We start from the raw sequence: 18,706 nt of genomic DNA on the forward strand, positions 1-18,706 counted from the left end.
TTTATTATTAATCTTGATTGAGATTATTTAGACTTTAAGAAATTTTTTAAAGCAGACTTAATTTTTAAATTTTGATTGAATGGTTTAAATTCAGATTTTGTTTTTGCAAATACTTTTTGAATTAAAAGTGTTACCCAGGTTCCTGCTACAAAAGGGAAAGTAAGTACCCCGCCAACTTCGCTTAGAATATTGTTGTCTACTAAAACATCATCGATAACTACGGTAACCGCAACTGCCAAAAGCACCCAAAAACCATCGATTTTTTTGAAGCCCGAAAAAACAATTGCAGAAAGTACGGCATTGAACCCGAAGAGCCCCAAATGAATCTGATCAATTGGTTCACCATTGAGATGTGCAATATATCCGCCTAAAATAGACGCCACAAATCCGTAAAGAGCCGCAATCGGAGAGCTTATAAAAACCGCAATGAAAAAGATAATCCCCGAAAGAACTCCACCTTGGAAAATCACTTCACCAAAAGCATTGGTAGAATAAAGAAATTCATCATTATTGGTAGGTAATATAGTTTCTGTAATAAATTTTGATGGCGGAATCTCTGTAAAATGATGCAGTAAAAAAATAAAAACCCAGGCGATTAAAATAAAAGGTAACGTAAAAACCGGAATTTTTCTTTTTATAAAAAAATGCTGAATAATACTTGCTAACGATCCTCCAACTACAACCAAAACCCAAATCAGCAATGTATTTTTGAATACAAAAGAAAGCGCAACGCCAACAAGAGCAGCACTGAAACCATATAAACCAGAATTGATTTCAGATTTGTCATATTTAAGAAATTGGGCAGTAAGAGTTCCTGCTGCAGTTGCCATTATGGCAGACAAACCCTGTTCCCAGCTTCCCATAAAAATCCCAATGAGAAACAGAAGACCTGTCCATCGGTTTTCCTGAAGCATGATCTGCCCGGTTCCTTTCAAAATATTGTCTACAAAAGGTATTTTTTCAAAGAATTTATCCATAAGTTTAATTATCAAAGTTTAAAATTGTGAGGAAAAAGTGACTGATTAATTTGTTTGTGAGTTTTCAGACATTCGAATTGGCTATTGATTTGCAACGCAAAAATTGAAGATTCACCTGCAATCACCATCCCAAAAAGACCATTCCTATTCCGCAAATGGTAACCACAGCTCCGCTGATGACTCCCATATATCTTTCAATTTTTTCGGTATTGAATAATGTGGAATATCCGTATCGTCCTAAAAGAACCATTCCGAGCATGGTGAGCACTGTTGTTATGGTAAAGGAAGTAACCAAAATCAAAATCTCCGACATAGAATGCTTTACTCCCGAATAAAAAAGGAGCGGAATAAGCGGTTCACTCGGTCCCATTACAAAAATCATAAAAAGTACAAGCGGGGTTACTTTTATTCTTTTCTGTGGCATTACGATTTCGCTGTGGCTGTGTTCATAAACGTAAACATCATCTCCCAATACGTCAAAATGTTTGTGAGGCTTGTTTCTAATCGCCTGAATCAACCCGTAAATCAAATAAATTCCACCAAAAGTAAGCAAAGCCCATCCTGAAAAATTGCCTCTTAAATCCTGAAACCATGAAATTTTATTCAATTGCCATCCAAGAAAAACTCCGATAAACCCTAAAGCTAAAGAACTTAAAACATGTCCGAATCCACAAACAACGGTTAAGATTGATGTTTTGGTGACGCTCCATTTTTTTGATTTTGAAATCACAATAAACGGCAGGTAATGATCCGGTCCGGAAGCTGTATGAATAAAACTTATTGAAACTGCACTTAGCAAAAGCGCCCAAACGGTAGTGTCCATTTTTAATTGTTTTTATCTAAATCCCACAAAATCTCCTGAACGTACAGGAAAAAATTAAACATCACTTCACCGCCGTGCCCTAAAGCTCGTACTACAAATCCGTTTTCTTCCATTGCTGAAATGCCTATTTCCATTTCGTCTTTAAACTGTTCGGAATGATCAATAATGGTTTGTATCAGATGATCTTTTTCAACATTTTCTTTGGTGCTGTAAAAAATCAAAGTTCCCTGATGTGTATATTGTTCAAGATTTCCGATGGTGTTTATCGGGATCAGATCAGGTTGAATGAGAACATTGTCTTTGATGATCAGTTTATTATCATGACAAATTTCCATCAGATTTTGGAAGCGTTTTAGCTTAAAAACTTCTCCGTAATGTTTTCTTCCACAAGTGATAATTTCGCTGATGATGATCTGGCTGTTTTTCCCGATATTGATTTTCGCCTTACTTTTGAAATTAGAATCTTCATGCGGAACCACAGGATGCGGAACGTATGCAAAAGATGTTTCATCCTCCATTACAATATTGATCTCCTGAAGAGCTTCATCCTTCATATTGAAAAGCCTTTGATAAGACTGCGACTGCAGTTGCATTGAAGCACCTTTTTCCAAACTGATATCCAAATGATAATGATCTCCGTCTAAAATTCCGGGCGAAGAACTCATTATCATCTGATACAGCTTGTTGTCATCTTTACGCTGTCCCACAGAAACACATCTGAACGGAAGTGAGACATACAGGTCTTTTATATAAGATTTTCCACTTTTGAAGCCTGCGATTATATTTAAATGACTATCCATTTATCTCACAAGATTCGGTTCTTCCACATCCTCCAAAAGTGCATATTTCTTGATCCAGCCAATTACTTTTTCAAGACCTTCTTCTGTTTTAAGGTTGGTAAACACAAAAGGATTTCCGTTTCTCATTCTTCGTGCATCATTTTCCATTACTTCAAGACTGGCTCCAACGTGGGGCGCAAGATCGATTTTGTTGATGATTAATAAATCTGAACGTGTAATTCCGGGGCCACCTTTTCTTGGAATTTTTTCACCTTCCGCAACGTCAATAATAAAGATCGTAACATCTGCAAGATCCGGACTGAAAGTTGCCGATAAATTGTCGCCGCCGCTTTCAATCATAATCAATTCTATTTCCGGAAAACGTGCAGCAAGTTCGTCTACTGCTTCCAAATTCATACTTGCATCTTCACGAATGGCAGTGTGGGGACAACCTCCCGTTTCTACACCGATAATTCTATCATGAGGAAGAAGACTGTTTTTAGCCATAAATTCTGCATCTTCTTTGGTGTAAATATCATTTGTAATTACGCCAAGATCATATTTTCCGAACATTTTTCTGCTCAAACGTTCTAATAAAGCTGTTTTTCCTGAACCTACAGGTCCTGCTACACCAAGTTTTATATATTTTCTATTTTCCATTTTATTTAAATTTTAATTATTGTATTTTTTATTTTTATCTCAAAATTCACATGCTTATTTTTCGCTTGTAAAAGTGTTTTAATTAAAGGACAGTTTTTTGTCATTCTGACGAAGGCAGAATCTCTTATTTATATTAACTGAGATAATTAACTATTTACACGTAAACCACCCCGTCAAAAATTCTTTGAATTTTCGCCACCCCTCCAAAGGAGGGGAATTTTTACATTGTTATTTAATTGACAATGAAATGAATTCACTATCAACAATCAACCATTTACCATCAACCAAATCACGACATATAAAGCCTTGAATAAAGTCTTTCGTGCTGCATACATCTTATATCGAAAGCGGTGTTGCAAAGACCAACCAGATCCCGGTCGATTTCAATGGTTTCTAATGCTACTTTTTCCATAACCGGATAGAGTGAAAACAAAATATCCTGACCATCGAGCTGCCCAAGTGGAACGAGCTTCACTGCATTGGTAATCATTCCGGCGACCGAAGTGTAATAAAATCCTAAAAGTGCTTCTCGCAAAGGAATTTTCATCAGAGCAGCATACATTCCGAAAACGATGCAGTAATGTGAGTTTGCCTTTCGGTTTTGAATTGCCTTTTCATAATCTTCCATTAAAGAAAAACTTTCTCTTCTTTTAAATATTTTGATTAAACGCAATCCTAATTTCTGACTTGCCTGACGAATTTCTTTGGGACATTTCAAAGAATTACATTCATTATCAAGATTTAATAATAATTCTAAGTCTCCGTTTTGTGTGGCTTCATAAGACATTTTTACAAAAGCTCCGTCATTATATTTAAGGTTGTACTTAAGCATATTTTCAACAAATTCTTTTGCAGTTTGTCTGTCGTGAACAATTCTTTGCTGTACAAAAGTTTCCAATCCGTTAGAATGGGTGTAACCTCCGATGGGTAAAGTAGGGTCTGAAAGATGCAGTAATCCCGACAAAAAGTTTAAATTCAAATTATTCATCTTTTGGAGCTGCCATTTTTAAGATTTTATTAAAAATTGAAGATCCTAAACTTCCATGTCCGTGCGGTTCTACATTAGATTTTAGAAGATTTAAGAGTTTCACGTGTTTTCTTTCGGGATTAAATCCGCTTGCTTCCAGCCATCTGAACATCGGCATTTCAAAAGGAATTAAAACTTTATCTTCCTGAATAAAAAGTGGAATATGCTTGTTCCCGATTTCGTAGCAGACTGTTCCCATTTCCAGTAAAGAAACCGGAGACATAATGATGGCTTCCGTTTCCAAAACATTGATGGCAACTACTTTTTCATCATCTTCAAAAAGGATATCACCTTCTCTCAGACGTTGTCCTTCTCTGAGGAATTTGATGGCGATATCTGTTCCGCCTCTTGTTTTTTTTCGCTGAATTCTTTTTGTGGTTTCAAACCATTCCAGATCCAGATAATCAACAAGTTTTGTTGTTGGGTTTTGGGCAAGATTGCCTGTTGTTTCGTTAATAATCATTTTTACTGTGATTTTTTTCTGAAGTCAATGTTCTTAGATACTCCGACTCCAAAGGTTGATCCGTTGATTCCGGCTACAGAAGTTTTCGTCCAGCCATCTTGTTTTGTTTTGGTCTGTAACATTGAAAGTTCAGCGAACTTAAATTTCAAAGCCCATCCTCCTCCTAAGAATATAGCGACTAAAGGATAAGCGCGAAGACGGTATCCGTTAAAATTCTGCATCGATGAGGTGGTTTCAGATATTTGCTGTCCCCAAACGTAATGAGCATCTATCTGTGCAATCAGGGCAAAATATTTTCCTAAAGTTACCGAAGGGCTGTACCAAAAACCGGCTTCGTTCTGCTTGTAAACAACATTTTTATTTTCTACATTTTGCGCATAGGCATAATTAACTCCGATCACATCGTTGTTGTTGATGAAATATCCAACTCCAACAGGTGCGCTGGAAACAGAGCTGTTGCTGCCCGACGGTGTATTGGTTTTGGAATAATCTAATGAACCGTAAATCATGAACTGACCTTTTGGACCTTCTTCATCGCTCTTCAGTCTCATTCCACCTAAAAACTGTCCGTTCATTTTCCCCGAAAACATTAATATTCCGGTAAAAGCGAGGGCAAATGCTGCTTTATTAAAGTTTTTCATTGTTAAACTTAAATCTGTTATTATTTAAAATTATTCTTTGAAGAAACCTTATAGATTGTGAAAACCTATAAGGTTTGCTTTGTTTTTAGAATAAATAATACAACTGTGTTAACGGCAGTTTTTCTGCAGGCTCGCAAGTGATATATTCACCATCTACTGTTACTTTGTAGTTTTCAGGATTCACTTCGATTAATGGAGTTTTATCGTTGTGAATAAGGTCTTTTTTAGAAATGTTTCTACAGTTTTTTACAGGAAGAATCATTTTTTCCAGATTGTATTCTGCAATGGTTCCATTGTCGATAGAAATCTGAGAAACAAAATTGGCGCAGGTCTTGAATTTTGCTTTTCCGTGTGCACCAAACATATTTCTGTAAATAACCGGTTGCGGTGTTGGGATAGAAGCATTAGGATCACCCATTTTAGCGGCAATTACAAATCCGCCTTTTACAACCATTTCTGGTTTTACACCAAATAATGCAGGTTTCCAGATGACTAAATCGGCTATTTTCCCTTTTTCCACAGAACCTACATATTCTGAAATTCCGTGTGCTATTGCAGGATTGATCGTATATTTTGCGATATATCTTTTTGTACGGTAATTGTCGTTTCCTGCTCCTTCATCTTCATTCAGACTACCTCTCTGGTCTTTCATTTTGCTGGCGGTTTGCCATGTTCTGGTAATTACTTCACCCACTCTTCCCATCGCCTGAGAATCTGAACTCATAATACTGAAAACACCCATATCGTGAAGAATGTCTTCTGCTGCAATCGTTTCGGGACGAATTCTGGAATCTGCAAAAGCTACATCTTCCGGAATATCTTTGCTTAAATGGTGACAAACCATCAACATATCCAAATGTTCGTCGATTGTATTTATCGTGTAAGGACGGGTAGGGTTTGTAGAAGCCGGAAGAACGTTTGGGTACATAGCTGCTTTGATGATATCGGGAGCGTGACCACCACCTGCACCTTCTGTGTGGAATGTGTGAATTACTCTTCCTTTAATAGCTTCCATTGTATCTTCTAAAAATCCTGCTTCATTTAAAGTATCGGTATGAATGGCTACTTGAACGTCATATTTATCGGCAACTTTCAAAGATGCATCGATTGTTGCAGGTGTCGCTCCCCAATCTTCGTGAATTTTTACACCCAATGCTCCGGCTTCCACCTGTTCTTCAATAGGTTCTTCGGCTGCACAATTTCCTTTTCCGAAAAAGCCTAGATTCATAGGATATTCTTCTGCTGCTTCCAACATTTTACGAATGTTGAATTTTCCTGGAGTAACGGTTGTAGCATTTGTTCCGTCGTTGGGCCCGGTTCCGCCGCCAATCATGGTTGTAATACCGCTGTATAGAGCTGTTTCAATTTGTTGCGGACAAATGAAGTGTATGTGTGTATCGATTCCACCTGCGGTTACAATATATCCTTTTCCTCCGTGTACTTCTGTAGAAGCTCCGATAATCATATTGGGGGAAACTCCATCCATTGTGTCAGGATTTCCTGCTTTTCCTATACCTATGATTTTTCCGTCTTTGATTCCTATATCTGCCTTTATAATTCCCCAATGATCAATGATAATGGCACCTGTAATGCAAAGATCTAAAACTCCTTCATCTCTTTTTGAAGTAACGTTTTGACCCATTCCGTCACGGACAGTTTTACCACCACCAAAAACGGCTTCGTCGCCATAATGTGTAAAATCTTTTTCGATTTCGATAATAATTTCGGTATCGCCCAACCGGATTTTGTCGCCCGTGGTAGGACCTAATATATTGGTATATTGTTTTCTATCTACATGTAAGCTCATAACTATTGGTTTTAAAGTTTAATTTTCCTGCTTTTGCAAGGCTGATTTCTTTTTGCTCTTCTGAAGTCACGGAAGCATCTACAAGATTATTAAAACCCCTTGCGATTTTATTTCCTCCGATTTCTACCAATTCCACTTCTTTTTCTTCGCCCGGCTCAAAACGTACGGCGGTGCTTGCTACTATATTGAGTCTTTTTCCGAATGCTTTTTCACGTTCGAAGCTCATCGCTTTATTAACTTCAAAAAAATGAAAATGAGAACCCACCTGAATGGGTCTGTCTCCTGTATTTGTAACTTTTATTTTTACGGTTTCTCTGCCTTCATTGCAGATAATTATGCCGTTTTTTACAAAGATTTCTCCTGGTATCATAATAATTTTGTTTTAACGGATTGGGTTGTGTACGGTTACGAGCTTAGTTCCATCAGGAAAAGTTGCTTCGATTTGAACATCATGAATCATGTCTGCAACTCCGGGCATTACGTCATCTGTGGTTAGGAGATTTGCACCTTCCTGCATGAGTGTTGCTACTTTTTTTCCGTCTCTTGCACCTTCTAGAAGGAAGTGACTGATTAATGCAACAGATTCTGGATAATTGAGTTTCAAGCCTCTTTCCTTTCTTTTAAGGGCAAGCTCTCCTGCTAGGAAAAGCATGAGCTTTTCCGTTTCTCTTGGTGTTAAATGCATAATGTTATTTTTTTAAATTGAACATGACTTCTTTATCTGCCTTATTCTTTAAAAGGCAAACAGAAGTATTTGAAAATTGAATAAATGATAGACTCCGTTAATCTGTATTTAGGATACAGATCATCGAGTATATAAGATGTGAAAATGATTTAGCAGCCGGCAATCTGCAGAGATTGATACAAAATGTATCTGGGTGCCGAAAGGTAAATACGGTTTTGGATGACCGCAATAGGTGTGTAAGTAAAAGATTGAGCAAATAAACAGCTCAGCCATTTTTGGCTTAAAATTGAATAATCAAATTTTACTTTTTCAATTGTATTAGAATCAGTATCATCCTGATCAGACCAACTGTATAGATCTGTCTGTTCGGTATTATCTGATTTTTGTAAAAAATGATTTTTTAAAGATTGGTCATGAGATAACTTATTATTTTGCTCTTTCTGCACCAGAATACTAGTACAAAAAGCTGCAAAAAACAGTATCAACGAAAATAAAAAAAATCTTTTTTTCATGACCATGAAATGATGGCATAAAAGTATAACAATATGAAAGGTCTGCCTATCAAAAAGATGATTTAATATATTCAAAATCGCAACAAAAATAATTGAATGAAAATTTCTGTTTTACTATTAATGATTGATTTTTAACTAATTACTAAAATTTGAAGATGTGATAAATATTTAACTATTAATAATCAACCAGCTTTATCTTACCAAAAGATTTTGAATTTTTTTCTTTCCTTATAAATGTTGTAAATTTGTAAAAAGCAAAAATTAAACAATACAACTCATATGTCAAAAGCAATTTCGCAAGTACCATTTGCAGTAAATGAGCCGGTAACTTCTTACGAACCGGGATCAGCAGAAGTAAAATCTCTTCTTGCAACTTACAAAAAAATGTGGGCAGAAAAGATAGAAATCCCAATGGTGATCAATGGTAAAGAAGTAAAAACAGGTGATACCGTAAAACTTCAGTCTCCACAAGATCATGCACATGATTTCGGTTTTTATCACAAAGGAACTATGCAGCATGTAGATGATGCAATCAATACTGCTTTAGCGGCAAAAAAAGCGTGGAATGACCTAGGTTGGGAGCACCGTGCTGCAATTTTCTTAAAAGCAGCTGATCTTTTAGCTGGACCTTACAGAGACGTAATCAATGCAGCAACAATGATCGGACAGTCTAAGAATGTTCATCAGACTGAAATTGATGCAGCTTGTGAATTCATCGATTTCTTGAGATTCAACGTAGAATTTATGACAGAAATGTATTCTGAGCAGCCGGTTTCTGATGCAGGAATCTGGAACAGAGTAGAGTACAGACCATTAGAAGGATTCTGTTTTGCGGTAACTCCGTTCAACTTTACAGCAATTTCAGGGAACTTGCCAACTTGTATGGCAATGCTTGGAAACGTTGTGGTTTGGAAGCCTTCAGACAAACAAATCTATTCTGCAAAAGTAATTATGGATGTTTTAATCGAAGCGGGTCTTCCTGCAGGGGTTATTAACATGATCTTTACAGACGGAAAAGAAACTGCTGAGAAAGTAATGGCTCACAGAGATTTTGCAGGACTTCATTTTACAGGTTCTACAAAAGTTTTCCAGGGAATGTGGAAAATGATTGGTGACAATATTCACAACTACAGAACGTACCCAAGAATCGTTGGTGAAACTGGTGGAAAAGACTTTGTAATTGCGCATCCTTCTGCAAACGTAGAAGCTGTAGCAACAGGTTTGGTAAGAGGTTCTTTCGAATATCAAGGACAAAAATGTTCAGCAGCTTCAAGAGCTTATATTCCTAAATCTCTTTGGGCTGATGTGAAAAAAGTAATGGAAACTCAAATTGCTTCAATTAAAGTAGGTTCTCCGGAAGATCCTTCAAACTTTGTGAATGCAGTGATCGATAAAAATTCTTTCGAAAAGTGTAAAGGTTATATCGACAGAGCGAATGCTTCAAACGTAGCAAACGTAGTAATTGGAGGAAAAACTGATGATTCTAAAGGATGGTTTGTATATCCGACAGTTATCGAAACTACAGATTCTCAGTACGAAAGTATGGTTGAAGAAATCTTTGGCCCTATCTTATCTGTTTTCGTTTATGAAGATGCAGACTGGTCTGAAACTTTAAAAGTTGTTGATTCTTCTTCTCCTTATTCATTGACGGGTTCTGTATTTGCACAAGATAGATATGCTGTAAATGAAGCTTTCAAAGCATTAGAAAATGCTTCAGGAAACTTCTATATCAACGACAAACCAACCGGTGCAGTTGTTGGTCAGCAACCTTTCGGCGGAGGTAGAGCTTCAGGAACAAACGATAAAGCTGGTTCTAAAATGAACTTGTTAAGATGGACTTCTGTAAGATCTATCAAAGAAACTTTCGTTTCTCCTAAAGATTATAAATACCCATATCTTGGTTAATAAGTAATGAGTAATTGGCAATGAGTAATTTATTGCCTCTATACATATAGCTTCGGAACTTTGTGTTTCGGAGCTTTTTTATTTTAAGGCATCAGATATAAAATTAAATAATTTGAATGAAAGAGTCCTGAAAGGACGATTTATCAAAGCATCGGGTAAAGCCCGATTAAATAATTAAGTAAAACAAAAAAAGTGACTCATTTGAATCACTTTTAATTTTGAATAATATGTAAAATAAGTTTACCAGTCTCTTTTCTTTAAAATCAAATAAGATCCTAAAATAAATAAAGCACACCAAACTAAACAAGCAATAAGGCTTTCTGTAGGGTAAGTAAACTCATATTTTAAACCGAGCGCTTTTGCCATGTCAAGCCTTAATATTGGATTTGGGATTAAATTAGACATGCTTTCTAAAGGGAAGAGCTTGCTAATGAAAAAGTCGTTTTGAAGTACCTCATTTCTCTGTGGTCCTTTTAATCCGTTTATCTTTGAGAAAGTTTCAATCATTCCTAAAATCCATTCTCCAATCCACAATACAAAGAAAGCAAGAAAAACAAAAATCGATTTTCTTAACAGAATTGATAAAAACATTAAAAAGCAAAAGAATGCAAAGAGTTTTAAAAAATAATTTCCAATGAAAAAGATTTCTTTATAAACCAGTGATGACTCTGTGGTTTTTGAATATTGAAAACCCAAAAACAGAGTAATTACAAATACAAGCAAAGTAGAAATAAATGTAAAAATACCTATGGTTAACAATTTAGAACCAATAAATTCTTCTCTGCTTAAACCATCGATTGTATTTTGTTTGAACATTCTATTGCTGAATTCTTGGCAAATTGAAAAGACAATGATTAACCCAAGAAAAATTTTCAGCAAAGCAACCGTCCATGTTGTAAAATTCCAGATTGCAGGGAAATTATACATTCCTTGTTCTTTTAAATCAATTGGACTTCCGAAAAGCTCGAAATTAAGCAAACCTATACAAAGAAGTATAACTAAAATAGCAAAATACATAATGGTAAAAACCTTGAATGGTGTATAATTCAGATTTTTATAATATTCTAATTTTAATAATTTCATCATGATTAATTAGTGTTTTTTACAAGTTCAAGGAATTGGTTTTCAAGCGATTGTTTTTTCTTGGCTAGGTGCGACAAGAAAATACCTTTTTCAGCAAGTTTCTGGTTTAATGTTGATGCAGAAATTGAGGCATCATCACGAACCTGTGCTTTTACGAGTTCACCTTCTGTAGAAACTGAAGTAAACCATTGAAGTTCTTCCAAAGCGTGCAAAAGCGCAGAATTATTATCTGCTTTCAATTCAAAAAAGCCTTGGTTGCTGGTTATTTCATCCACTCTTCCCGAATAAATGGCATTACCTTCTTTTAAAACAATTACATGACTGCAAATCTTTTCGATTTCATCTAAAAGGTGACTCGCAATAATGATGGTAATACCTTGTTTTGCAATAGTCCCGATAATTTCTCTGATCTGAATAATTCCTTCAGGATCTAAACCATTTGTAGGTTCATCCAAAATCAAAACTTCAGGATTGTTGAGCAAAGCAGAAGCAATTGCCAAACGTTGCTTCATCCCCAATGAAAAGGTTTTAAACGCATCTTTTTTTCTTTCTAAAAGTTTAACCGTGTTTAAAACTTCATCAATTCTAGAAAAAGGAGTTCCTTTGATTTCGGCAACAATTTTAAGGTTGGTTTCCGCACTTAAGTAAGGGTAGAAGTTAGGTTGCTCAATAATAGCTCCGATTTTTTTTAGCGTTTCAGGAGTTGTTCCTTTTTGCCCAAACCAAAACCAGTCGCCACTTGTGGGATTAATGGTTGAAAGAAGCATCCCGAAAGTTGTCGATTTTCCACTTCCGTTGGGACCGAGAAGACCGTAAACATTACCTCTTTCTACATCAAAAGAAATATTGTTGACTACGACTCTTTTGAATTTTTTCGTCAGATTCTTTACTGATAAAATTTTTTCCATGTAGTATATTGTATGTACTATGAGTTTCTCTTTTTTGTGAAATGTTACAAAGAAGATTAATTTTAATATAAATGATGAATGATGAATGATGAATGATGAATGATGAATGATGAATGATGAATGATGAATACTTTTAGCTAACAACCAATAACTAACAACCAACAACCAATTTTTTTCATTAAATTTGATTTAAAGATGTTTGTATGAAGTTAATTGAACTTGCAAAAGAATTAAAGGTTTCTGCAGAAGCCATCAAACAGTTTATTCAGGATTTTGATCTTGATTTGATAGACTGTATTTCTACTCAATTTGAAGTGAAAGAAGATTTTGAAAAATTTGCCCGTGAAAATGTAGATTTTTTAAAATTATATGAAAAGGATTTGGATGAAAATAAAACCGTTGAGCAAATTGCAGAAACCATCAATCAGCCTAAAGAAAAAATAGAAAAAGCCATTGAAGAAAATCCGTCAAATATTTTTGATAACGGATTGTTTCGCTCTTCGATTTCTAGTTATGGAATTGATCAGAAATTAGGCGGAAATTATAAGTTTGTCTACAATTATTTTGGAAATAAAACCAAGCTTCAGCAAAGAGATTTTATAGGTTACAGAGATCTTTTCTTTTATATTTCAGATGTTTTGGAGCCGTTTTTAAATCCTCAACAAACCAAAGACTGGGGAATTCATAAGCCTGCAGGAATTATTTTGTATGGACCTCCCGGAAGCGGAAAAATATTTTGGGCGAATAAAATTGCCGAAATCATTAATTATAAATTTAAAGAAGTTAAAAAACATTACCTCGGTACTTCATTTATTGACGGAAATCAAACCAATTTCAATGATTTTTTGGTATCGATGATGAACGAAGATAGAGTGTTGCTATTCCTTGATGATTTTGATGAAATTATGATGGAAAGAAATGCTGAAAATAATGTGGCTTCCTGCAATCTCGAAACTCAGGAAATCATTCTTCATCACGTTTCAAAATTTGAAAGTGAAGGGGTTTTGATGGTGGGTTCTGCCAATTCTGTTGTTGATATTAATGAAGAAATTCTTGCACCCGGAAGATTTGATGTTTTAGTTCCGATATTTCCACCAAATGCAGCGGAAAGGTCAGAAATCATTCTCTATTCAATGACCAAAAATCTGGATAAAGATTCTCTGCTTTTCAAAATTCTTAAAAATAATAAAGCAGATAAAATTCCTTTCTGGACAGAAACGGTTGCAAAAATGAAGGTTTTCAGCAATACAATGCTTATCGATTTTACTCAAAGTTTAAAGAAGAGAATTAAAAACCGTTATCAGAGAACAAAAGATGAAAAACTAAAAATTGATGAAACTCTTCTCAACGGTGCTTTACGTGATGCTGCAGCAAAATTAACGGAAGAATATCTCAATCAGATTGCCCAGTTTTTAAATGATGTGATTATCAATAATCTTGATGATTTCCAGATGAGAATTCACTCGCTAAAAGCTGAACTGGAAACCTATCAAACGGTGGAAGAACCAAGAAGAGAAATTGGTTTTATGCATAATGATGAAGATAAAAAAGAAAAGTAATTTTAATTTAGTAAAATTTATAAACTTCCATCACTGTTTGATTTCGAAAAAATAGTGATGGATTTTTTGCTTTAAATGTGAATATTTTTTGAGTTCAGTTTTTTTCATTTTCAATTGGTTTTTTTGAGAGTGTAAATATTTTTAAATCATTACTTTTTAGGTTTATAAATTATTCATAGTGTTTGTTTAATTAATGAGATTGTCATTTTTATTTTTGTGTTTTGTTGTTATAAATAATTAAAATTATTTGAAATATTAGTTTTTAAGCAATTCTATAAGCGGTGAGTATGTGTTGAGTATGTACTTTCAGTGCATAGAGTAGCACTTTTCAAAGGTCATCTAATATATTTGTTGAGGTTTTGATTCTAACGAAAACTTAGATCTATCAAAAAAGTTAATCAACATTAAATATAAAAACTATGAAAAGAAAACTACTTTCTCTTGGTGTAATTCTAACTTTGGCTCAGTTAAATGCACAGACTTATCAAACATTAGCGGTTTCAGGATTTAATGCAGATGTGATTGCAAACGGAGTTGGCCCGTCTTTGAATTCTACAACGATGAGCTTAGATAAAGACACCGATAATTTTGCTTATATGTCGAGAGATTTTAAAGTAAATTCTTCGGCTTCGGCTTTAACGTATGGCTTGCCGGAAAGTGGTTTGATTACTTCCGCAGTTTCTACAACCAGCGGATTAACTTATCAACTCGCTTCTTACTCTGCAAATAATTCTTTAAGACTTCCCAATGCAAATGATATTGGTACGCTCACTTTAGCAACGCCAAAAGCTGCGAATATTCTGTATGTTCTTGCTGTAAGTGGAAGTGGTCCTTCAACAGGAGAGATAACAATAAACTTCCAGGATGCTACAACCCAGGTTTTCTCGGCGGTTAATTTTCAGGATTGGTATGACGGGACAAGTGCTGCAATTCAGGGAATCGGGAGAATTAACAGAGCTTCCAATGCTTTAGATGCAGGTGGTGGAACGAACCCCAGAATTTATCAGATTCCTTTAGCAATTAATGTTGCCAATCAATCTAAAATAATAACATCTGTTACTTTCAAAAAAACTTCTACAGCGGTAACGGTCATTAATGTATTTGGGATTTCCGCACAGGTTGCACAGCTTTCTGTTTCTGATGTTAAAAAAGCTAAAGACAAATCAGTTTATCCAAATCCTTTTTCGAATGAATTAAATTTAGCAGATATTTCAGATTTAGTTTCCATCGACGTTTTAGATTTTTCAGGTAAGACTGTAAAAAGAAATATTCAGCCAGAATTAAAATTAGACCTTTCATTTTTAGATAAAGGAAACTACATTCTTGTTCTTAAAAATAAGAATGGAACTTCAACTTCTCAGAAAGTTGTTAAACATTAATTTGGAGTTTTTTTCACTTTGATTATTATATAATTTACACGAAAATCATTGTGGAACAAGCCGGTTTTAATTAATCGGCTTGTTTTTGCTTTTATAAATTAATAGTTATATTAAGTCGGTTTAAAATAATTTTAACTTTAACCACAAAAGAAACAAAAGACAATTATTGAGCTATTATTAGATAATCAAAGTTCTCAAAAGAATAAAAAATCAAAGATTTTTTTAAGGTTTTTGTGCGCTTTTTTCTTTATACTCATTAACTTTAAATAGAAATATCTAAATCTTTTGTTCCTTTTGTGGTTAAATAAAAAGTCTAAACAAGTTTTTCAATGAAAATTTTTTGAATTTTATATTAAATCTTAATGCCTTTCAAGCTCAATTTTCAAACTTTTAATTACTTTTTTAACATTACCAAAACTCGTGATTTTATCCGTAAATTTGCTTTTCAAATTTTTTAGTTTTGATTAATAACGACCAGATAAAAGAAATTCAATCTAGAATTGAAGACCTTCATAAATATCTTCAAATTGATAAAAAGAAGATAGAGATTTCTAATGATGACGAAAAAACGGCAGCTCCGGAATTTTGGGATAACCCCAAAACTGCTGAGGTTTTCCTGAAGCAGCTTCGTTCCAAGAAAAAGTGGGTAGAAGAATATGAAGAGATCAATACTCAGTTTGAGGATCTTCAGGTTTTGCTTGAGTTTGCTAAAGAAGACCCTGATTCTGAAAAAGAATTAGATGAATCTTTCCCTCAATTATTAGAGAAAATAGAAAATCTGGAGTTTAAAAACATGCTTTCTAACGAAGGTGATGAGCTTTCTGCTGTTCTTCAAATTACTGCAGGAGCGGGTGGAACCGAAAGTTGCGACTGGGCTGCAATGTTGATGAGGATGTATAATATGTGGGCGGAAAAACAGGGCTATAAAATAAAAGAACTGAACTTTCAGGAAGGTGAAGTTGCTGGTGTGAAAACCGTAACCTTGGAAATCGACGGAGAATATGCTTTTGGTTATCTTAAAGGTGAAAATGGTGTTCACAGACTGGTAAGAATTTCTCCTTTTGATTCTAATGCTAAACGTCATACAAGTTTTGTTTCTGTTTATGTTTATCCGTTGGTGGATGATACGATTGAAATCAATATCAATCCTGCAGATATTTCATTTGAAACGATGCGAAGCTCAGGAGCGGGTGGACAAAACGTAAACAAAGTAGAAACTGCGGTTCGTCTTCGTCATGCACCGACAGGAATTATCATCGAAAACTCAGAATCTCGGTCTCAGCTTCAGAATAAAGAAAAAGCAATGCAGCTTTTGAAATCAAGACTTTATGAAATGGAATTGGAGGAACGTCTGAAAGCTCGAAACGAAATTGAAGCCAACAAAATGAAAATCGAGTGGGGAAGTCAGATCCGAAATTATGTGATGCATCCTTATAAATTGGTGAAAGATGTACGCTCCGGTCATGAGACTTCAGATGTTGATGCCGTGATGAACGGAAATCTAACGCCATTCCTTAAAGCGTTTCTGATGGCCGATGGAACGGCGGTTTCAGACGACGATTTAGACCTATAAAAAATCATGTTTACATTTTTGTTAAAATATGCTAATATATTTTCAGCATAATTTTATTAAGCTTATTTTTGTTCATCATCATTACATATGGAAGAATTCAATAGCTGGAGAGATTTATTAAACCCCGAGTTTTATATCAACATGGGTGGGTTTTGGGTAATATTGTTTATCATATTTGCCGAAACAGGTTTATTTGTAGGGTTTTTCCTTCCGGGAGATTCACTGCTTTTTGTTTCAGGGATTTATGCGGTAGACATTATTTCTAAAACATTTGGTTCTACAGGAAGTGACTTTTTAGATACCACCATTTTGGCAAGTGCAGTCGCTTTTGCTGCGATTGTGGGTAATCAGGTAGGGTATTGGTTCGGAAGCAAAACCGGTCCTGCTTTATACAAGAAAAAAGACACGATGCTTTTCAAGAAAAAGTATCTTTATCAGGCACACGATTTTTTTGAAAAAAACGGAGCTTTAGCAATTATCATGGCAAGATTTTTACCGGTAGTAAGAACTTTTATGCCAATTGTAGCAGGAATTGTGAAGATGGATAAGAAAGCTTTCCTTCGTGATAATATTATCGGAGGTATTCTTTGGTCTTTCAGTTTAATTTTTGCAGGACATTACTTGGATAAGTTATTCCTTGATCAGTTTGGTATCAACCTGAAAGAAAAACTAGAGTTTATTATTATTGTAATTGTTTTGATTACAACTGTTCCTGTGGTTCTGAAATTTATGTTTGGAGCACCAAAAGGAAATCCGAAACTGGAAGATGAAGTTTTGGAAGATTTGATTGATAAAGAAAAATAATCAATTTAAAAATATAGAAATAACCTGCAACAAAATTGTAGGTTATTTTTTTGCTTCTAAAAAGCTTAGTATCATTTTTTAGCGTAAAGATTCTACAAATTAGGCAGATTTTCAACACAAATTATCATCGAAACCTGCATAATCAGCGAGATAAAAAGAAATAATTATATAAGATTTTGGTACATGATATTTATTTTAGCCACAAAAGAATCAAAAGAAATGATTAAAAAAGAATTGAATTTTAATTCCTAATCCATTCCAGAATATTAGGATAAATAATGCTGTCTCTTTTTTTCTTGTTAAAAAATCTCGGTGCGTGACCGGTTTTATCCATAAAAACCAGTTTATGCGGAATATCCATTTTCGTTAATACAGAATCTAAAGCTAAACCTTGTTTCTGATTCACCAAAAAATCCTGATTTCCCTGAAATAAAAGCGTCGGAACATTTGTCACATTCGCTATCGGACTTGCTTTTTGAAAATCTTCAGACAAGTTTTTACGGTTAAATTTAGTTCCCACTACTTTTTGAATACTTCCTGAAGTATATTTTGAATAAAATGATTTTAAATAATCATGAGAATAAAAATCTGTCGGTCCGCTGAGAGAAATAATTTTCTTGATTTTATCAGGATTTTGATAACCATAAAGCAGTGCTAAATGTCCTCCTGCACTTTCTCCCAAAAGAATATAATTGTTCGGACGAAGTTCTGCTTTTTCTGAAAGCGCATTGAATTTTTCGATCACAGAATTAATATCTTCCAGCTGCTCTCTGTAGGTGAGATGTTTTGAAACCAGGCGGTAATTCATATTAATGCTTGGAATATTATTTTCAAAAAGCATTTTCTGAATTTGAATCATGTGTTCTTTTCTGCCGTATTTCCATGCACCGCCGTGAACAATTAAAATGACGGGAGAATCTTGCGGATAATCTGCGGGAAGAAAAACATCCATTTTCTGGCGTTTGTGTTCACCATATTTCAGATTATAAATTTTCTGACTGTCTTTTCCCACCCAAACTCTGAATTTAGAATTGCATGAATTTAATATCAAAGCAATTAATCCTAAAACAAAGAAATGGTAATTGAGAATCAGCTTTTTCATAGAGTAAAATTAATGAAAT

Annotated in this window: 19 protein-coding genes; 5 read left to right on the top strand and 14 right to left on the bottom strand. The window is 34.7% G+C overall.

Going from position 1 to position 18,706, the window contains the following annotated elements:
* Positions 1 to 23 precede the first annotated feature (23 nt).
* The 11 genes from BUR17_RS15785 to BUR17_RS15835 form a co-directional block, all read right to left on the bottom strand.
* Complete coding sequence (locus BUR17_RS15785) at positions 24 to 977, bottom strand: urea transporter (protein ID WP_084550691.1); 954 nt, start codon at positions 975 to 977, stop codon at positions 24 to 26.
* Positions 978 to 1,098: 121 nt separating this feature from the next.
* Entirely contained in the window at positions 1,099 to 1,800 is a 702-nt protein-coding gene (locus BUR17_RS15790; protein ID WP_074231533.1) for a hypothetical protein, read from the bottom strand.
* 2 nt (positions 1,801 to 1,802) lie between these two features.
* Positions 1,803 to 2,600, bottom strand: a complete 798-nt coding sequence (locus BUR17_RS15795) for an urease accessory protein UreD (RefSeq protein ID WP_074231535.1) — start codon at positions 2,598 to 2,600, stop codon at positions 1,803 to 1,805.
* On the bottom strand, positions 2,601 to 3,239 hold the full coding sequence (gene ureG / locus BUR17_RS15800; protein ID WP_074231537.1) for an urease accessory protein UreG: 639 nt from the start codon (positions 3,237 to 3,239) through the stop codon (positions 2,601 to 2,603). It abuts the gene before it with no gap.
* A gap of 289 nt (positions 3,240 to 3,528) precedes the next feature.
* Complete coding sequence (locus tag BUR17_RS15805) at positions 3,529 to 4,218, bottom strand: urease accessory protein UreF (RefSeq protein ID WP_143747607.1); 690 nt, start codon at positions 4,216 to 4,218, stop codon at positions 3,529 to 3,531.
* A gap of 1 nt (position 4,219) precedes the next feature.
* A complete protein-coding gene (ureE, locus tag BUR17_RS15810; protein ID WP_074231541.1) occupies positions 4,220 to 4,729 on the bottom strand; it encodes an urease accessory protein UreE in 510 nt (169 codons plus the stop codon).
* A gap of 2 nt (positions 4,730 to 4,731) precedes the next feature.
* The gene (locus BUR17_RS15815; protein WP_074231543.1) at positions 4,732 to 5,370 is read right to left on the bottom strand and encodes a hypothetical protein; all 639 of its coding nucleotides are present in this window, start codon (positions 5,368 to 5,370) and stop codon (positions 4,732 to 4,734) included.
* 85 nt (positions 5,371 to 5,455) lie between these two features.
* Positions 5,456 to 7,177 (bottom strand): urease subunit alpha, encoded by a 1,722-nt coding sequence (ureC, locus tag BUR17_RS15820; RefSeq protein ID WP_074231545.1) that lies wholly within the window; start codon positions 7,175 to 7,177, stop codon positions 5,456 to 5,458.
* Positions 7,158 to 7,547 (bottom strand): urease subunit beta, encoded by a 390-nt coding sequence (gene ureB, locus BUR17_RS15825; protein ID WP_074231547.1) that lies wholly within the window; start codon positions 7,545 to 7,547, stop codon positions 7,158 to 7,160. Before ureB ends, ureC begins: the two co-directional genes overlap by 20 nt.
* A gap of 12 nt (positions 7,548 to 7,559) precedes the next feature.
* Positions 7,560 to 7,862, bottom strand: a complete 303-nt coding sequence (gene ureA, locus BUR17_RS15830) for an urease subunit gamma (RefSeq protein WP_074231550.1) — start codon at positions 7,860 to 7,862, stop codon at positions 7,560 to 7,562.
* Between the two features lie 149 nt (positions 7,863 to 8,011).
* Positions 8,012 to 8,374, bottom strand: a complete 363-nt coding sequence (locus tag BUR17_RS15835; RefSeq protein WP_074231552.1) for a hypothetical protein — start codon at positions 8,372 to 8,374, stop codon at positions 8,012 to 8,014.
* Positions 8,375 to 8,653: 279 nt separating this feature from the next.
* On the opposite strand from BUR17_RS15835, the gene pruA reads away from it, so the two are divergent.
* Complete coding sequence (pruA, locus tag BUR17_RS15840) at positions 8,654 to 10,279, top strand: L-glutamate gamma-semialdehyde dehydrogenase (protein ID WP_074231555.1); 1,626 nt, start codon at positions 8,654 to 8,656, stop codon at positions 10,277 to 10,279.
* Between the two features lie 240 nt (positions 10,280 to 10,519).
* Here pruA and BUR17_RS15845 read toward each other — a convergent pair whose 3' ends face one another.
* On the bottom strand, positions 10,520 to 11,365 hold the full coding sequence (locus BUR17_RS15845; protein ID WP_074231558.1) for an ABC transporter permease: 846 nt from the start codon (positions 11,363 to 11,365) through the stop codon (positions 10,520 to 10,522).
* A 2-nt stretch (positions 11,366 to 11,367) separates the two neighbouring features.
* Entirely contained in the window at positions 11,368 to 12,270 is a 903-nt protein-coding gene (locus BUR17_RS15850; RefSeq protein ID WP_074231560.1) for an ABC transporter ATP-binding protein, read from the bottom strand.
* Positions 12,271 to 12,473: 203 nt separating this feature from the next.
* Here BUR17_RS15850 and BUR17_RS15855 point away from each other — a divergent pair, with 203 nt between their 5' ends.
* The 4 genes from BUR17_RS15855 (at position 12,474) to BUR17_RS15870 (ending at position 17,585) form a co-directional block, all read left to right on the top strand.
* Entirely contained in the window at positions 12,474 to 13,829 is a 1,356-nt protein-coding gene (locus BUR17_RS15855) for an AAA family ATPase (protein WP_074231563.1), read from the top strand.
* Between the two features lie 419 nt (positions 13,830 to 14,248).
* Positions 14,249 to 15,208 carry a T9SS type A sorting domain-containing protein gene (locus BUR17_RS15860; RefSeq protein ID WP_074231565.1) on the top strand — a complete coding sequence of 320 codons (960 nt, stop codon included), beginning with the start codon at positions 14,249 to 14,251 and terminating at the stop codon, positions 15,206 to 15,208.
* 460 nt (positions 15,209 to 15,668) lie between these two features.
* On the top strand, positions 15,669 to 16,781 hold the full coding sequence (gene prfB / locus BUR17_RS15865) for a peptide chain release factor 2 (protein WP_074231568.1): 1,113 nt from the start codon (positions 15,669 to 15,671) through the stop codon (positions 16,779 to 16,781).
* An 87-nt stretch (positions 16,782 to 16,868) separates the two neighbouring features.
* Positions 16,869 to 17,585: a DedA family protein gene (locus BUR17_RS15870; protein ID WP_074231570.1), complete on the top strand. Its 717-nt coding sequence runs from the start codon at positions 16,869 to 16,871 to the stop codon at positions 17,583 to 17,585.
* Between the two features lie 241 nt (positions 17,586 to 17,826).
* Here BUR17_RS15870 and BUR17_RS15875 read toward each other — a convergent pair whose 3' ends face one another.
* On the bottom strand, positions 17,827 to 18,687 hold the full coding sequence (locus tag BUR17_RS15875; RefSeq protein WP_074231572.1) for an alpha/beta hydrolase: 861 nt from the start codon (positions 18,685 to 18,687) through the stop codon (positions 17,827 to 17,829).
* Positions 18,688 to 18,706: the final 19 nt, after the last annotated feature.

The sequence above is a fragment of the Chryseobacterium scophthalmum genome (genome assembly GCF_900143185.1).
GTDB lineage: Bacteria > Bacteroidota > Bacteroidia > Flavobacteriales > Weeksellaceae > Chryseobacterium > Chryseobacterium scophthalmum.

Excerpts from the sequence above, each read along its gene's own strand:
- BUR17_RS15845 (WP_074231558.1), bottom strand. The coding sequence starts at position 11,365 with ATGATGAAATTATTAAAATTAGAATATTATAAAAATCTGAATTATACA.
- BUR17_RS15850 (WP_074231560.1), bottom strand. The coding sequence starts at position 12,270 with ATGGAAAAAATTTTATCAGTAAAGAATCTGACGAAAAAATTCAAAAGA.
- BUR17_RS15795 (WP_074231535.1), bottom strand. The coding sequence starts at position 2,600 with ATGGATAGTCATTTAAATATAATCGCAGGCTTCAAAAGTGGAAAATCT.
- ureB (WP_074231547.1), bottom strand. The coding sequence starts at position 7,547 with ATGATACCAGGAGAAATCTTTGTAAAAAACGGCATAATTATCTGCAAT.
- BUR17_RS15870 (WP_074231570.1), top strand. The coding sequence starts at position 16,869 with ATGGAAGAATTCAATAGCTGGAGAGATTTATTAAACCCCGAGTTTTAT.
- BUR17_RS15790 (WP_074231533.1), bottom strand. The coding sequence starts at position 1,800 with ATGGACACTACCGTTTGGGCGCTTTTGCTAAGTGCAGTTTCAATAAGT.
- BUR17_RS15835 (WP_074231552.1), bottom strand. The coding sequence starts at position 8,374 with ATGAAAAAAAGATTTTTTTTATTTTCGTTGATACTGTTTTTTGCAGCT.
- BUR17_RS15860 (WP_074231565.1), top strand. The coding sequence starts at position 14,249 with ATGAAAAGAAAACTACTTTCTCTTGGTGTAATTCTAACTTTGGCTCAG.
- ureA (WP_074231550.1), bottom strand. The coding sequence starts at position 7,862 with ATGCATTTAACACCAAGAGAAACGGAAAAGCTCATGCTTTTCCTAGCA.
- BUR17_RS15855 (WP_074231563.1), top strand. The coding sequence starts at position 12,474 with ATGAAGTTAATTGAACTTGCAAAAGAATTAAAGGTTTCTGCAGAAGCC.
- ureE (WP_074231541.1), bottom strand. The coding sequence starts at position 4,729 with ATGATTATTAACGAAACAACAGGCAATCTTGCCCAAAACCCAACAACA.
- ureC (WP_074231545.1), bottom strand. The coding sequence starts at position 7,177 with ATGAGCTTACATGTAGATAGAAAACAATATACCAATATATTAGGTCCT.
- ureG (WP_074231537.1), bottom strand. The coding sequence starts at position 3,239 with ATGGAAAATAGAAAATATATAAAACTTGGTGTAGCAGGACCTGTAGGT.
- pruA (WP_074231555.1), top strand. The coding sequence starts at position 8,654 with ATGTCAAAAGCAATTTCGCAAGTACCATTTGCAGTAAATGAGCCGGTA.
- BUR17_RS15875 (WP_074231572.1), bottom strand. The coding sequence starts at position 18,687 with ATGAAAAAGCTGATTCTCAATTACCATTTCTTTGTTTTAGGATTAATT.
- BUR17_RS15815 (WP_074231543.1), bottom strand. The coding sequence starts at position 5,370 with ATGAAAAACTTTAATAAAGCAGCATTTGCCCTCGCTTTTACCGGAATA.
- BUR17_RS15785 (WP_084550691.1), bottom strand. The coding sequence starts at position 977 with ATGGATAAATTCTTTGAAAAAATACCTTTTGTAGACAATATTTTGAAA.